This is a genomic window from Prosthecobacter sp. (assembly GCF_044222565.1).
Classification (GTDB): Bacteria; Verrucomicrobiota; Verrucomicrobiia; order Verrucomicrobiales; family Verrucomicrobiaceae; genus Prosthecobacter.
In genome coordinates this window covers 189,417-202,983 of record NZ_JBGANA010000012.1, presented here as the reverse complement: position 1 = coordinate 202,983, position 13,567 = coordinate 189,417, and the positions used below count along the sequence as shown (strand labels likewise).

Annotated in this window: 13 protein-coding genes; 8 read left to right on the top strand and 5 right to left on the bottom strand. The window is 61.1% G+C overall.

The genetic code is table 11. The features are described from left to right. Positions 1–13 precede the first annotated feature (13 nt). A complete protein-coding gene (locus ACILSR_RS18725; protein ID WP_395751323.1) occupies positions 14–775 on the top strand; it encodes a phosphodiester glycosidase family protein in 762 nt (253 codons plus the stop codon). 72 nt (positions 776–847) lie between these two features. Here ACILSR_RS18725 and ACILSR_RS18720 read toward each other — a convergent pair whose 3' ends face one another. Further along, positions 848–2,398, bottom strand: coding sequence for an NAD(P)/FAD-dependent oxidoreductase (locus tag ACILSR_RS18720; RefSeq protein WP_395751322.1), 1,551 nt, complete (start codon positions 2,396–2,398; stop codon positions 848–850). A gap of 88 nt (positions 2,399–2,486) precedes the next feature. On the opposite strand from ACILSR_RS18720, the gene ACILSR_RS18715 reads away from it, so the two are divergent. Both ACILSR_RS18715 and ACILSR_RS18710 read left to right on the top strand, forming a co-directional pair. Further along, positions 2,487–3,422 carry a hypothetical protein gene (locus tag ACILSR_RS18715; protein WP_395751321.1) on the top strand — a complete coding sequence of 312 codons (936 nt, stop codon included), beginning with the start codon at positions 2,487–2,489 and terminating at the stop codon, positions 3,420–3,422. Then, entirely contained in the window at positions 3,419–4,228 is an 810-nt protein-coding gene (locus ACILSR_RS18710) for a polysaccharide deacetylase family protein (protein WP_395751320.1), read from the top strand. Before ACILSR_RS18715 ends, ACILSR_RS18710 begins: the two co-directional genes overlap by 4 nt. On the opposite strand, the gene ACILSR_RS18705 is transcribed toward ACILSR_RS18710, so the two are convergent. The 3 genes from ACILSR_RS18705 to ACILSR_RS18695 all read right to left on the bottom strand — a co-directional run bounded on the left by ACILSR_RS18705 (position 4,221) and on the right by ACILSR_RS18695 (position 7,414). Beyond that, positions 4,221–4,694, bottom strand: coding sequence for a hypothetical protein (locus ACILSR_RS18705; protein ID WP_395751319.1), 474 nt, complete (start codon positions 4,692–4,694; stop codon positions 4,221–4,223). The two genes, ACILSR_RS18710 and ACILSR_RS18705, sit on opposite strands and share 8 nt — an antisense overlap. An 864-nt stretch (positions 4,695–5,558) precedes the next feature. Then, positions 5,559–6,233, bottom strand: coding sequence for a class I SAM-dependent methyltransferase (locus ACILSR_RS18700; protein ID WP_395751318.1), 675 nt, complete (start codon positions 6,231–6,233; stop codon positions 5,559–5,561). Continuing rightward, the gene (locus tag ACILSR_RS18695) at positions 6,230–7,414 is read right to left on the bottom strand and encodes an AMP-binding protein (RefSeq protein WP_395751317.1); all 1,185 of its coding nucleotides are present in this window, start codon (positions 7,412–7,414) and stop codon (positions 6,230–6,232) included. Before ACILSR_RS18695 ends, ACILSR_RS18700 begins: the two co-directional genes overlap by 4 nt. Before the next feature lie 50 nt (positions 7,415–7,464). Between ACILSR_RS18695 and ACILSR_RS18690 the strand changes: the two genes are divergently transcribed. Together ACILSR_RS18690 and ACILSR_RS18685 are read left to right on the top strand one after the other, a co-directional pair. Then, positions 7,465–8,748 (top strand): beta-ketoacyl-[acyl-carrier-protein] synthase family protein, encoded by a 1,284-nt coding sequence (locus ACILSR_RS18690; RefSeq protein ID WP_395751316.1) that lies wholly within the window; start codon positions 7,465–7,467, stop codon positions 8,746–8,748. Beyond that, complete coding sequence (locus ACILSR_RS18685) at positions 8,745–9,770, top strand: beta-ketoacyl synthase N-terminal-like domain-containing protein (RefSeq protein ID WP_395751315.1); 1,026 nt, start codon at positions 8,745–8,747, stop codon at positions 9,768–9,770. The genes ACILSR_RS18690 and ACILSR_RS18685 overlap by 4 nt, the downstream gene beginning before the upstream one ends. 50 nt (positions 9,771–9,820) lie before the next feature. On the opposite strand, the gene ACILSR_RS18680 is transcribed toward ACILSR_RS18685, so the two are convergent. Then, complete coding sequence (locus tag ACILSR_RS18680) at positions 9,821–10,459, bottom strand: DUF4412 domain-containing protein (protein WP_395751314.1); 639 nt, start codon at positions 10,457–10,459, stop codon at positions 9,821–9,823. A gap of 98 nt (positions 10,460–10,557) precedes the next feature. Here ACILSR_RS18680 and ACILSR_RS18675 point away from each other — a divergent pair, with 98 nt between their 5' ends. Genes ACILSR_RS18675 through ACILSR_RS18665 form a run of 3 tightly spaced genes read left to right on the top strand, consistent with a single transcriptional unit; the run spans position 10,558 to position 13,553 of the window. After that, on the top strand, positions 10,558–11,856 hold the full coding sequence (locus tag ACILSR_RS18675) for an ABC transporter permease (protein ID WP_395751313.1): 1,299 nt from the start codon (positions 10,558–10,560) through the stop codon (positions 11,854–11,856). An 11-nt stretch (positions 11,857–11,867) separates the two neighbouring features. After that, a complete protein-coding gene (locus ACILSR_RS18670) occupies positions 11,868–12,695 on the top strand; it encodes a rhomboid family intramembrane serine protease (protein WP_395751312.1) in 828 nt (275 codons plus the stop codon). A 15-nt stretch (positions 12,696–12,710) separates the two neighbouring features. Next, positions 12,711–13,553 carry a phosphodiester glycosidase family protein gene (locus ACILSR_RS18665; RefSeq protein ID WP_395751311.1) on the top strand — a complete coding sequence of 281 codons (843 nt, stop codon included), beginning with the start codon at positions 12,711–12,713 and terminating at the stop codon, positions 13,551–13,553. The last annotated feature ends 14 nt before the right edge of the window (positions 13,554–13,567 follow it).

The window sequence follows — 13,567 nt, the reverse complement described above, 5'->3', positions numbered from 1 at the left end:
GGCAACCTGCCGCATGATCTCCTCTTTTCGGAAGTTTCTCCTGCTCTGCTGCGCTGTGCTGACCTCGTCTCTGCATGCGGGAGAGACGCTGGAGTATGAAGGCGGGCGGTACCACCTCTACCGGGTGGATAAGGCGGACTGGGGACGCCTGCAGCTGGCCTGGCTGGGAGATGACGGCACGCCGCTGCGGGATTTTAACGGACTGAGCCGTCAGGTGAATGCCCATGGCAGGAGGCTGCTGTTTGCCACCAACGCCGGCATCTATGAGCACGGTCCGCGGCCCTGCGGGCTGACGATCTGCGCCGGGAAAGAGCTGGTGCCGCTGAACCTCAATGCAGGTGCGGGCAACTTTTTCCTCAAGCCCAACGGCGTCTTCTACCTCGACGCTGCCACCGGCGCCGGAGTCATGGAGGCGGAGGAGTATGCCAAAAGCGGTCTGCACCCCCGACTGGCCACGCAGTCCGGCCCGCTACTGATGCGCAAGGGGGTGATCCATCCTGCCTTCCGGGCAAATTCCCCCAACAAGCGCCTGCGCAATGCCGTGGGTGTGCGGAAGAAAGGCGGGCAGATCGTCTTTGTGATGAGTGATCGTGATGACTCAGTGAAGGGACGAGTGACGTTTCATCAGCTTACGCAGCTTTTTCTTCACCTCGGCTGTGAGGATGCGCTCTTTCTGGACGGCGACATCTCGCAGATGGTGGTGAATCCTAAGGCGGATGCGACGTTCATCTCGAACACGTTTGCGGGGATGTTTTTTGTGGAGGAGCCGAGGTAGAGCTGGGCGTGAGTTTGTTCCGGGAGGATTTGTTCGCTTTCCAGAACGAGCTAAAGCTCATGACTACCTTGTTCAGGCCTCCGCGGGTTTTTCGGCCATCATGACGGGGGCGGTCGAGGGAGTCGGAGCGAGCCAGGTGGTGATCTCGGCTTTGAGCCAGACTTTGATGCCCGCCCAGAGCAGGCGTGCGGCGGTGTTGTCCGGAGAGAGGCTCATGTGGGGCATCCAGACGTGGCCGTTGTTTTTCGCGCCGTAGATACCCTTGCGCCGACGCTCCTGGCCAAGGTGGACGAGGCGGCGGTTGTAGAAGGCCATGAAGCGGCCGAAGAAGGCACCCGCAGCCCCCTCGTAGGGCATGAGCTTCCACTCGGCATCCGGGTTTGAATACACGCCGCGCACCGGGCCGAGGAAGTAGGCGGAGAGGTCCAGCAGGAAGGTGGCATTGATCAACTCCGCGTCCCCCATGTAGGAGTATTTGTCCTTGTAGAGGGCATTGAACCACAGGCTCCAGCTGCGCGGGTAGGCTTTGTTCAGGTAATCGGTGATCTCCTGGGTGTTTTCCCCCATAAGGTTCTTTTCGACCAAGTCCGTGGCGGCAGACACGGTGTAGCCGGCAAAGTCGAGGCCATGGCTGTAAAGGGGGTCCATGAAGCCGGCGGCGTCGCCGACCATGACCCAGCGATTTCCCGCGATACGATCGGAGCGGTAGGCGAGGTTTTTGTAATAGAAGGTGTCATCGGCATCCGGCACCGCGTTTTCAAACATGAGGCGGCCGATGGGGTGGGTCATCAGGTGGGCCTGCAGGCGGGCGACTAAAGACGGCCCCGCTGGCAGGGTGTAAAAGCGCCGGTCCCAGGTGACGCCAACGCTGAAACTGCCATCCGAGAGGGGAATGATCCAGCACCACCAGCCATGGCCCATGAGGTGATTGGTGGCCGTGGTGCGGAGCTGCTTTACATTCTCCATGAGGCGCGGATGCATCTTGCGGCTCTTGAAGGTGTCGAGGCCGTTGACGTTGCGCATGCGGCACCAGATGGAGGAGGTGGGGTGCAGTTCCTCCATCGTGTGATGGAAACCGAGCTTTTTTGCCAGCACGGCCGCCTTCCCGGAGGCATCGATGAGCCAGCGGGTGGTGACGGTGCGGAGCTGCCCCTCCTGAGGTGCGATCTCGAGCGTGTGCGGAGATTCGTCTTCGGAAAGGGCGATGGACTTGATGGTGGCGGGGCGCAGCAGCTCGCAGCCAAAGTCGCAGGCCTCCTTGAGCAGATGCTCGTCGAGGATGGCACGGTCGAGCTGAAAGGTGGGCAGCCGCGACTGATAACGCGGGCCGACTTCCGTGAGGTCTCCCACATTATCATCAGAAGTCTTGCAGAACCACATGCGAAGACCGTGCTTCTGATAGTGATGCGCACTCAGATGCCCCCCCTGATGCAAGACCCGGGTCAAAAAGCAGGCGGCGACCTCCGAGGTGCTCTCCCCCACCTTCCGGTCAAACTGCACGGTGCGCTCGACGATGAGAATGCGCATGTCCGGGTGCTCGCGCTTGAGCATCATGCCGGCGGAAGCGCCGGAAAAAGCCCCGCCCATGATGACCACATCGTAATCTGTGCCGGGGGAAGTCATGCGTGAACAGGTGAAAAAGTCAGTTGTCGGAGGCAGTGTGACGGTCGAAACAGAACGTCTCATCTTATTTTTCGTACGCCTTTAAATAATGCCATCCGCTGATTCTGCAACACAGCAGCCGAACACGAACACCGCTCCGACACGCATGGGTCTGCATAACGCATGCTGGACGCGGGCCATCCTGTTCTTCATGCAATGGCTGCCGGCGTGGGTCTTCACGCTGCTGACGTATCCCTTCGCGGCGGTGGCGTACCTGCTGGCCGTGAACCAGCGCGAGGCCTTGCGCGCCAACCTGGGCGCGCTGATCCCGGGAAAGGGCTCCAGCTCGCTGGCGGGCTACCGGGTGTTTGTGCAGTTTGCGCTGACCTACCTGGACCGGCTGTGGCACCTGCATTTTGGCGATGAGATTGACTGGCAGATCATTGGCAGCCAGGAATTCGGCTCCCTGCAGCAGCATACCGGCGGCGCGCTGATCTTTACGGTGCATTCCGGCAACTACGACATCGGCGCGAGCCTCTTTGCCCGCAAGTTTACCCGCCCCGTCCATACGGTGCGCGTACCGGAAGCCTCGGAATCCCTGCAGAAGCTGCGCAAGGAGGAGCTGTGCGCCGAGGAGCGCCGGGAGCCGAACCTGCACGTGCACTACAACGAACCCGGCGGGCATCTCGGCATGAAGCTGTGCCGTCTTCTGATGGAAGGTGAAATCGTCTGTGTGCAGGGAGACCGGGTGATGGGAGACGTGGCACGGGCGCGGGCCAGCATCGACGGCGTGACGTACGAGATCCCGCGCGGCCCGCTGGTGCTGGCGGAAGTGACCGGCGTGCCCTGCTACTCGGTGTTTCTGACCCGGCGTGGACGGCTGGCCTATACAATCGAAATCTGCCAGCCGTTTCATGAGGGAGGGACCAAGCTCAAGGCGGACGCGATAGCCGGGGAATGGCTGCCGGTGATGCATCAATTTTTGCTGCGGCACTGGGACCAATGGTTTGTATTCGAGCCACTCGTGACCCGTGAAGCGAAATGAATGAAGCCCTCCGTGCAACCAGCCTGAGGCGTGCCTACCTGCGGTGCATTCCCGCCCTGGCTCCCGTGCCAGCAGTGGCCTGGCTGGCATGGCGGGGGGAGACGCTGGCGGCCGTGCTGCTGTTCTGCACGGTGCTGACGATCATGACGGTGGGCACGCTGGTGCCGCGCTGCGCGATTTTTGGCCGCATGATCCGGACGCTGCCGCCGGAGGGAAAGCAGGTGCTGCTAACCATTGACGACGGCCCGCACCCGCAGCACACCCCGGCGATGCTGGACATCCTGGACCAGCACGGCATCAAGGCGATATTTTTTCTGGTGGGTGATCGGGCGGCACGACATCCAGAGCTGGTGCGGGAGATCGTCGCACGCGGCCATGAAATCGGCAACCACTCGCAGACACATCCAGCAGGGACCTTCTGGATGCTGCGCCCGCGGGCGATGTGGAGGGAAATTGCCACGTGCCAGGAGACACTGACGGCGATCTGCCCGGAACATGCGCCGCGCTTTTTCCGCCCGCCGGCGGGGCATCACAACCTGTTCGCCGCCTTGCTGGCGCGGGCGCTGGGACTGAAGATGATGATGTGGAGCGCGCGAGGGTTTGACGGAGTGATGACGGATGTGCCCGCGATCACGCAGCGCATCTCCCGCCGCCTGAAGGCCGGGGCGATTGTGCTGATTCACGAGGGCACGCCCGTGGCGATCGAGGTGGCACAGACCGTGGCGGGCATGCTGACCGCGAGCGGGCTGAAATGTGACACGCCACCAGACATGCTGGCGTTCAGCGATGATGAGCGGGTTACTTAGCAGCCTCTTGTTTGGTCGTTGCAATCCTTTGGACGAGCGGGAAAATCAATGGTCGTGCCTCTGGATAGATGTCTCCATCTTCAACTTGTCTGCGTGTCCCATTTTCATCTGTATGAACAAAACTTTTTTCCAGCGCTTTGAGGCCATCCTTCCGCCCGAGAGCAAGCAAGTTTCCCTGTTTCAATAGACGTAAGCGAGGCCACTTTTGATCGGCGAACGAGAGATCAATTCCGTTGTCCTCAGTGTAAGCGTATGTCCCGGGATAATTCGAGAATCCATTGCCCCAGGTATAAAGATGAACCTTGGAATCAACGAAGAAGTGCAAGCTCAATATGGCTCCGTCCATTGAAGCCCCAAGATGTGAACTGTCGATAAATACGAGCTCCTTCTTTTTGTTTATCTCCTCTTTAAACTGAGGGACCAAGCTCGCATTTTGTGGCTGCGTGCGGCTGCACGCGTCGAGCATGAATAAAAAGGCGACTAACACCACAGTTGCCGTAGCTTTGGTTGTTCTCGCTGTTCTCATGTGAGTATCGCTAAGTTGCCTGATTGGCTAATGCCCAAGGTGTGCGGACCACCACGGTCGAGCGGAGGCTGGCGGTTCCTTTACGCAAATGGCATCGGAATAAACGTTACGGGTCTAGCGTCGGCATCGCAAACGATGGACTGAACCCGCTCAACAAATAAGTCAGGCTCTGGTTCACAGCCCGTCCCCCAATTTGCACGACCGTTTTTTGCAAATTCAGATACAAAAGTGGTTTTTTGATTGGTGATAGGATTGATCGAGTCTTCCAGGCAAAAGACGCGAGGGTTACCATTCGAGATCAAAAGTGCGAGGTAGTACGCTTCGTTCCGATTTCGAGGCTGAGGGAAGCACACGACTACGGTTTTCATGTCATCGAAACAGTCTGGACTGTAGGATCTCAAACCATCCGTCGGTATCCGTTCGTCGGCCGAATGTTCCTGCCCTAGGGCTTGCCATAGATCTGTCAGGTATACTTGGTCTTCTGCATCACAGAACGTGCGATAAAATCGATCGGGATCTTGGAGTGCCATTTGAGCCAAAATGTATTTGGCTTTCATTGCATGCGTGAGTTTCGACATTGCAGTAAATTCTTGGCTAACGTCTAAGTGGTGGAGACTGAGGGCGCAAGGTATTGCTGACAGCACAGGCGGCTACAAACCGTTGGTACCAGCGTTTTGTCTGGCCGTTGTTGGTCTGTGTTGATCGCCAGTTGTCAGGGAGTGACACGTTGAGCAGCTCGCTTGGGATTCCGCACAAGCATCCCGAGGGCGCGAATTTGCCACCTGCAACTTCGGCGGCTGTGCTTCACTCGCGTTCGGCGACGATGAGGTGGTTGTTGAACGGGGTGCCGCCCCATAGGGGCTGCAGGCGCACGCGCAAACCGGCGGCGCCAAGCACGGACTCAAACAGAGCGCGATCCGGATAGCAGACGGGGGAAGCCTTCATCCAGAACGTCAGCTTGGCCAGCCAGTCTCCGGCGACGGTGATGCGGAAGCGGCGGGAGTCGTCCCGCAGGCAGGTGCGGATGATTAGCCTGCCCCCGGGTGCCACGCGGGAGGCAGCAGCGCCAAGCAGAGCCGACTGCTCCTGCGGGGTGAAAAACTGGAGGATGTCTAAAATCACCACATGGCCGCTGCATTCCGGGAGCCCCTGGCGTGCGTCCCCGGTGACAAAGCTGAGGCCGCGATAGTCGCTGCGCGCCACCATGCTCTGCGCGCACGCGATTTTTTTCGGGTCATAGTCAAAGCCGGAGATGTCGGCCTTGTAGCCCGCCTCCCGCAGGTAAAACGCCAGGAGGCCGATGCCACAGCCGATGTCCAGCACCGGGAGGGAGGAGCCGGCGAGTGCCTCCGCCACCGCCGCATAGACGGGGTCGGAGCGGAGTTTCATGATGGTGTAACAGCGCTCCCAGCGCTGGGAGCGGATGGTGCAGAGCCGGGCGATGCGCCAGAGGGACTGGGATGACACGTGGGCTTTCATGATGTGCCGATCCATTTACGGGGGACTTCCCAGGGTGCTAGCAAAGAGCAGGCTTTGATTTTGAAAGAGGCGTCGATCTGCGCCTGCGGCAAGTCAAGCTCGGCGACGATGTCCTGGCAGCGTTCGGGGTCACGACTGAGGGTTCCACGGATGTTCACGCGCTCCAGACCTGCCGCGCGCCTGATTTTCTCGGCGATTTCGGCAGGGCTGAGCTTGCGCCCGGCCACATTGATGCCCGCGCCCGCGCTGTGCTGAAACAGCAGACGGTCGTCCTGAAGATTGATCTCATCTGAGGTGGAGAACTGGCCTGCGCCGTAGTTTTCTCCGGGCAGCGGCTCATCGTAGCCAAGGCCGACCGAGCTGCTGGTCACAGTCAGCCGACCTGCTTCGGTATGTGCGTTCACAGCGGGCAAGAGGGAGCCGAGATCGCGCTCGTCCTCGCGAAGCTGAAGAGAGGCGTCCCAGGACACCGCGCCGCACTCGCTGGCGCCGTAGAGGTTGTGAATTTTCAGCCCCTGCTGCTCCAGTGCCATGCGCTCCAGCGCGAGGGTGAGCGGGGAACCGGCCGAGATGGCCAGGCTGACATTGGCGAAGCGGACGTCCCCCATGAGCCAGGCCTTCCACAAGGCGGGCACACCGGGCAAAAACACCCGGGGGTGATGCTTCATGGCGTCCATCAACGGCTGGGCAAAAGGCTGCGGTGCGTGGCAGGTGGGCACGGCATTGAACAGGGTCTGCAGCACGGTCATGGTCAGGCCGAAGGAGTGGGCGCAGGAGATGGCGGCCACACCCACGCCGCGTGAGCCGAGATCCAGCGCTGCGTGCAGCCGGTCCACATCGGCAGCGATTTGATCGAAAGTAAAAAACTGGCAGCGGCGCACGCCCGAGCCGCCCACGGCCTGCTTGATCAAGGCGGTCCCGGGAGGCGGCGGGCTGGCAGGAATGCGGCGTTCACGGTCCATCTCCACCAGCTGGACGGGAATCTGATGCAGAAAGCCCGCAAGCAAAAGGCGCATGATCTGGGGCACATCTCCCTGCACTTTGACAAGGTGACCTGCTGGTTTTTGCGCGCGCGCATCGGCATCCAGCTGGCGAAACGTGATGGCACGCCCGTCGGCCAGATACAATGCGGCCTGCGCGCCGCGCTCAGCCACAATACGATCCCAGCGTTCACCAAACATTTGCAGTCCTTGCGGCGAAGCGTAAACCATAGACCGCGCCGTGACGTAGAATGAACACTTGCGTTGGCAGATCAACCTTCCACACAACGAATCTCATCCAGTTTTTAACAGTGCCATCACCCAACAGCCAGCGCATCGCCATCACCGGAGCCGGGATCGTCTCGCCGCTGGGCCTTGGATGGCAGGCGAACGAAGCGTCGCTTGCCGCCGACCGGACTGCCTTCAGGCCGGTGGAGCTGTTTGACACGAGCGGCCTGCTCACCAAAACGGCCGGGGTGGTGGACCTGCCAACGGAGCCATTGTTTCACCGCCTCTCTGCGCACAAGCAGACGTTCATCGACCGCGGCACGCGCATGCTGCTCATCGCCATCCGTGAGGCGCTGGCGCAGGCGGGCCGGCCAAACATGGAAGGGATCGATGCGATGGTGATCGGCAGTTCCGCCGGTGCCATGGTGCTGGGAGAAGCCTACTTTGACCACGCGCTGCATGATCCGCGACGCATCCCCTCCCAGCTTTCCCGCGCGGAGCACTACCAGCCGCAGCGTCAGATGAGCTGCCTCGCCACTGAGTTTGGCTGGCGCGGGCCCGTCATCGTGATCTCCAATGCCTGCGCCTCCGGAGCCAACGCGATCGGCTGGGCGGCTGACATGATCCGCTCCGGACGTGCCAAACGAGTACTGGCCGGAGGGTATGACGCCCTGGCGCGACTGGTGTTTGCCGGATTTGACACCCTGCATGCGCTGGCGCCCAGCGGCATTCCGCGGCCGTTTGACGCCCAGCGGGACGGGCTCGCGCTCGGTGAAGGGGCGGCGATGATGCTGCTGGAAGCGGAGGAAGTGCGGCAAAGCGCCGCGCTGGGAGAGGTCTCGGGCTATTCCACCGCGACCGATTTGCACCACCTCACTCAGCCTGATCCCGCGGGCAAGGCGGCCATCCGCACCATGACCGCAGCGTGCGCGCAGGCGGGCGTGGTGCCGGAGCAGATCGGCTACATCAACTCCCACGGCACCGGCACGCCTTTCAATGATGCGGCCGAGGCAGCCGCCATTGCCGCCTGGGCGGGAGATGCGGTGTCCAAGATCCCTGTGAGCTCCACCAAATCCTCCATGGGCCACCTGCTGGGCGGCGCCGGGGCGGTGGAGGCCGTGCTGTGCCTGATGGCGCTGCAAGGCCAGTGGATGCCTGGAAGTCTGAACGTGCGCGAGGTGGATCCGGCGGTGAGCTTTGATCTGGTGCGCCAGTTCCGCCGCGCTCCGCTGGAGTATGCGCTGACGAATTCCTTCGGATTTGGCGGCACGAATGCAACCCTGGTGCTGAAAAGGAGGGCCGCATGAACACGGGCCATTTGCGCATACGAGGTGTGGGAGCGGTGAGCGCCGCCGGTTGGACCGCTGCGGCCATGCACCAGGCCGTGCTGGAGGGCAAGCCCATCCCCGCGGTAAAATGCCCGCGGTTTGAGAAAGAACGCAACTGGTCTTCCGAAGCGCGACCGGCGCCCGCCGCACCGCCGGAAAAAATCACGCGCCATCCGCGTCTCCGGCGCTCCAGCGCGATCACCCGTTACTCCGTCTCCGCGGCCTTGGAGGCGCTGAAGGATGCAGGGTACGATCCCGCAGCGCCACCGCCGGGGCTGGGAGTGCTGTTTGTGATGATGAACGGCTGCGTGGCCTACACGGGACGCTTTTACCATGAGGTGCTGCAAAATCCGGCGCAGGCCAGCCCGCTGATTTTCCCCGAGACGGTCTTCAACGCACCGGCCTCTCACGTGGCCTCCTACCTCGGGATCGACGGTGCGGTGAGCACGCTGCTGGGCAGCCCGAACTCCATCGTGGAAGCGCTGGACACGGCGGGGTTCTGGATCAGCAGCGGCATCGTGGAAGAGTGCCTCCTCATCGCCGCGGAAGAATGCGACTGGCTCAGCACCGAGGGGCTTTCCTATTACCATCCGAAGCTGATCGCCTCCGAAGGAGCCGGGGCCTTGCTGCTTTCTGCCAAAGGTGATGGGCCGCGTGTGAGTGAAGTCATCGGACCGATGTCCTACCTTTCATGGCAGGAGCGCTGCGAGCTGCTGCCCGAACTTGCCGCGCAAACGTATCGGTGCGTGCAAGGCAAAGCTGTCCTCGTCAATGACCGCACGGGAATCTCGAAGCTGGACCGCGCCGAGGCCGCAGCCTGGTCCGGGGGGCCGTGGGACTCGGTGCTCAGCCCGAAGTATGTGCTGGGTGAAAGCATGGGGGCTGGCGGCGCCCTGCAACTGGTGGTGGGAGCCATGGCGGCGCGACAGACCGGGCAGCCCGTGGTCGTTTCCATGCCGGGGACCAACACGGCTGCCTATGCGTGCGTGCTGACGCCGTAAGTCCACGGAGGAAAACGCCTCCCGCAGAGCAAGAGGCGCAGCTTTTTTGATCAGGGTGCGCCGGGAATTTTCATTTCGCTGTAGCCCTCAGGGACAGCGAATTCGCTGGCAGGCAGATCACCCTCTTTCGCCGAGACGAGGGTCGAGGTGACGGTCTTGCCCATGACGGTCATGATGGATTTCACCGGCATGCCTTCAAAGTCTTTTGCCTGGGGCGCCATGCCAGCCATCGCCCCGCCCATGATTTTCCCGAGCTTGTCATTGAGGGCATTGATCTCAGCGTATTTGGGAAAGTTTTTTGCCACCCAGAATTTCCCCTGAGCCAGCGATCCTTCCCAGGTGTACATCTCGGTGTCCCAGTCGCCGATTTTTTCCTTCTGCCCGGTCGCCACGGGTTTGGGGGCCTCCTTGCCAGCCCCCTTCCCCGCCATCTCCACCACGGCCTTGATCTGGGCGATGCCCATTTTCATCATCTTCTTCTGGCCGTGGATGAGCACCGTCATGCCGTCCAGGCTGACGAAGGCGGTCATCTTGTCTCCCATGTCCACCCGCGCCTGGTCTCCTTTCATTTTCGTCGTGATCTGATCCTCCTTGCCATCTGTGTCGATCTTTTGAACGAGCACCCAGTCTGCACTGGCGAGTGAGGCGGTGAAAAACAGGGCGGCAAGGGACAGGGCGAGGGTTTTCATGGTGTCTGAACGATAATCCGCCACCGGATCGCAGGTCAATGATGAACGTCTCCGGCCTTGAACTGCGTTCTTCTGGCACGCATGGTCATCTATTCCGCATGAGCCGCCTCCCAGCCTTCATCCGCCACCACCTCGCCGGCTCGGGCATGCTCGTGGCGCTGCTGCTGCTGTGCGCCTTTTTCAGCATCATCACCTGGACGGAGCAGTACCCGCAGGATGCCGCCGCAGCGAAGGAACTGGCCGCGGAAATAGCTCCGCAGGCGAGGGTGCTCATCGTGGTGCGCCCGCAGGCGGAGGACAGCGCCTTCGCGGACGCACTCAAAGCACAGCTGGGCTCCCGTGCTGAGATTGTGAAAGGCGAGCCGAAGGATGCACGCTCCGCGCTGCTGCGTGCAGCAGGTGCTGGAGGGCTGGACGTGATCGCCTGCAATCACGCCACGGCCGCCTGGCTGGTGTTCAGTGACCTGGCCACGGACTTCCCAGCACTCAAAGATGCCCGCGTAATCCAACCGCGCGCCCAGTCATGGCCGGTGTTTCTCAAGGCCGACAACTTGCTGAACATTGCCAACCAGATCGCTGTGATCGCCATTCTCGCGATCGGAATGACGCTGGTGATCATCACCGGAGGGATCGATCTGAGCGTGGGGAGCCTGATCGCCCTGTCCGCGGTCATTACGACGATGATAGTGCGGGACTACGGCGGTGGTGTGAACGCCGGGATGGCCGGCATGGTGGCCGGAGGGCTGGGCGGCTTCGCCCTTTGCGGCGTTTGCGGACTGATCTCCGGAGCCTTCATCACGAGGCTTCGCATGCCACCTTTCATCGTGACGCTGGCCATGATGCTGGTGTGCAGCGGGCTGGCCTACCGGCTGGCAGACAACCAGTCCATCTATCATGTGCCGGATTCGTTCGTCTGGCTGGGGCGGGGCGCCAGCCTGCTGGGCCTGCCCAATGCGGTGGTGCTGATGCTGCTGCTCTATGGTGCGGCGCATGTGATGATGACGCAGACCCGCTTTGGCAGAAACCTCTATGCCGTGGGTGGCAATGTGGAGGCGGCAAACCTTTCCGGAGTGCCGGTGCGGCGCGTGATTCTTATGGCGTATCTGCTGTGCGGGCTGCTCGCCGGTCTGGGCGGTGTGGTCACCGCATCCCTGCTCAAGAGCGGATCTCCGACCTACGGGCAGATGTATGAGCTGTATGTCATCGCCGCAGTCGTGGTGGGCGGCACCAGCCTCAGCGGTGGCAAGGGCACGATGCCCGGCACGCTGATCGGAGCTTTCATCATCGCTGTCATTCAAAACGGCATGAATCTGACCAACATTGGCAGCAACGATCAAAAGATCGTGCTCGGCCTCGTCATCCTTGGCGCCGTCCTTGTGGACCGTGTGCGCAAATAGAACCCAACAACATGTTTAACTCCTGGCTTCCTGAATCCAAAGACCATCTGCCGCTAACGTGGTGGAAAACGAACCCCGTGTATCTCTCCGCCATCGTGGCGCTCGTGGGAGCAGCGAGCATGGTGGTGTATGCGATCCTCGGCGTTGGCGTAATGGAGAGGTTTTGCGCCTTCACCTTCAACATCGCCTTTCGCGATTGGCATGTGTGGACGGTGCTGACCTATCCGCTGGTGAATCCGCCGAGCCTTTGGACCCTGTTTGGCTGCTACCTGCTGTGGAACTTCGGCGAGGCGGTGGAGCGGCATCTAGGACGGCGGGCCTTCGTGCGCCTCCTGCTGACGCTGACGCTTTCCTCCCCGGTCTTTCTGACGATTTTTGGCCTGCACAACTCTGCCTGCGCTGGAATTCAGGGCATCGATTTTGGGACGTTCATCGCCTTTGCCACGCTGTATCCTCGCGCCAAGATCAGCATCATCATCCTGACGCTGGATGCATGGGTGCTGGCGGCGATTCTCGTGGGCGTGGACGTACTGAGCTACCTTTCCATGCGCAGCTGGGTGGGCATCCTTCTACTCGCCGCGAATGTCGGCATCGCGTATGCCTTCATTCGTTATGAAACGGGCGCACTGAGGCTGCCTTCGCTGCCCAAACGTGTGTCATCCCCGAAGGGTACACAGCAGCCTCAAAAGAGCAGTGGCACGGCGAAGAGCAGCAAAAGCAGCACGCCGAGTGTGGATGATATCCTCGACAAAATCAGCCACAAGGGCATGCAGAGCCTGACGGCCGAAGAGCGGCGGATTCTGGACAAGGCGAGCGAAGACATGAAGCGGCAACGCTGATGGCGGAACCTCATCATGCGGCATTTCACCACGACATCCCTGACACTGAGCCTGCTCTGGCTGGCGGCTGCCACGGTGAATGCCTATGGGCAAAATCTGGCGCCGAAGGCTCCGGAACCTACCGGGTGGCGTGGGCTGGTGCCGGGCATTGAGCTGGGTCTTTTTCCAGCGCCCGGTGGGCTGGGGCGGATGCAGATTGTACGTGTGGATGTGCGCAGTCATCCGCTGCAGCTGTGCTCGTCCTCGGCGAGCCAGCCCATGCTCACTGCGGAGGAGTGGGCGGCGAAAAAGAAGCTCTGCCTGGTGATCAACGCGGGCATGTATGACAAGGATGGAAGCACCCACTGCGGCTACCTGAAAAATCACGACTTCATTCAGCCCGCCGTTTTTCGCAGCGATTATTCCTCCCTCTGCGTCTTTTCACCCCTGGCCAAAGAGACCGCGCCCTTTCGACTGCTGGACACGGATGATGCGGGCGTGGAGAAGGACGTGCTATCCCGCTATGATGTCGTGATTCAGAACCTGCGCCTGATCAAGCACCCGGGAGAGAACCGCTGGAAGCAGCAGCCGAAGATGTGGAGCGAGGCGGCGCTGGGAGAAGACAAGGATGGCCATGCGCTTTTCATTTTCTGCCGCACACCTTCCACGATGCATGATTTCAACGAGCACCTGCTGAAGCTGCCCATCGGGATTGTGAGTGCGCAGCATCTGGACGGCGGACCTCCTGCGTCCTTTTATTTGAACTGCGGTGGTGTCGTGATCCGCGGTGTGGGCGGCTATGAGTCGGGATTCAATGAGAACAGCGGAAGCCAGAAGTTCTGGCTTCTACCGCATGTCATCGGAGTCCGGGCACCGTGAACCTGCCTTCAAAT

Excerpts from the sequence above, each read along its gene's own strand:
- ACILSR_RS18725 (WP_395751323.1), top strand. The coding sequence starts at position 14 with ATGATCTCCTCTTTTCGGAAGTTTCTCCTGCTCTGCTGCGCTGTGCTG.
- ACILSR_RS18720 (WP_395751322.1), bottom strand. The coding sequence starts at position 2,398 with ATGACTTCCCCCGGCACAGATTACGATGTGGTCATCATGGGCGGGGCT.
- ACILSR_RS18715 (WP_395751321.1), top strand. The coding sequence starts at position 2,487 with ATGCCATCCGCTGATTCTGCAACACAGCAGCCGAACACGAACACCGCT.
- ACILSR_RS18710 (WP_395751320.1), top strand. The coding sequence starts at position 3,419 with ATGAATGAAGCCCTCCGTGCAACCAGCCTGAGGCGTGCCTACCTGCGG.
- ACILSR_RS18705 (WP_395751319.1), bottom strand. The coding sequence starts at position 4,694 with ATGCTCGACGCGTGCAGCCGCACGCAGCCACAAAATGCGAGCTTGGTC.
- ACILSR_RS18700 (WP_395751318.1), bottom strand. The coding sequence starts at position 6,233 with ATGAAAGCCCACGTGTCATCCCAGTCCCTCTGGCGCATCGCCCGGCTC.
- ACILSR_RS18695 (WP_395751317.1), bottom strand. The coding sequence starts at position 7,414 with ATGTTTGGTGAACGCTGGGATCGTATTGTGGCTGAGCGCGGCGCGCAG.
- ACILSR_RS18690 (WP_395751316.1), top strand. The coding sequence starts at position 7,465 with ATGAACACTTGCGTTGGCAGATCAACCTTCCACACAACGAATCTCATC.
- ACILSR_RS18685 (WP_395751315.1), top strand. The coding sequence starts at position 8,745 with ATGAACACGGGCCATTTGCGCATACGAGGTGTGGGAGCGGTGAGCGCC.
- ACILSR_RS18680 (WP_395751314.1), bottom strand. The coding sequence starts at position 10,459 with ATGAAAACCCTCGCCCTGTCCCTTGCCGCCCTGTTTTTCACCGCCTCA.
- ACILSR_RS18675 (WP_395751313.1), top strand. The coding sequence starts at position 10,558 with ATGAGCCGCCTCCCAGCCTTCATCCGCCACCACCTCGCCGGCTCGGGC.
- ACILSR_RS18670 (WP_395751312.1), top strand. The coding sequence starts at position 11,868 with ATGTTTAACTCCTGGCTTCCTGAATCCAAAGACCATCTGCCGCTAACG.
- ACILSR_RS18665 (WP_395751311.1), top strand. The coding sequence starts at position 12,711 with ATGCGGCATTTCACCACGACATCCCTGACACTGAGCCTGCTCTGGCTG.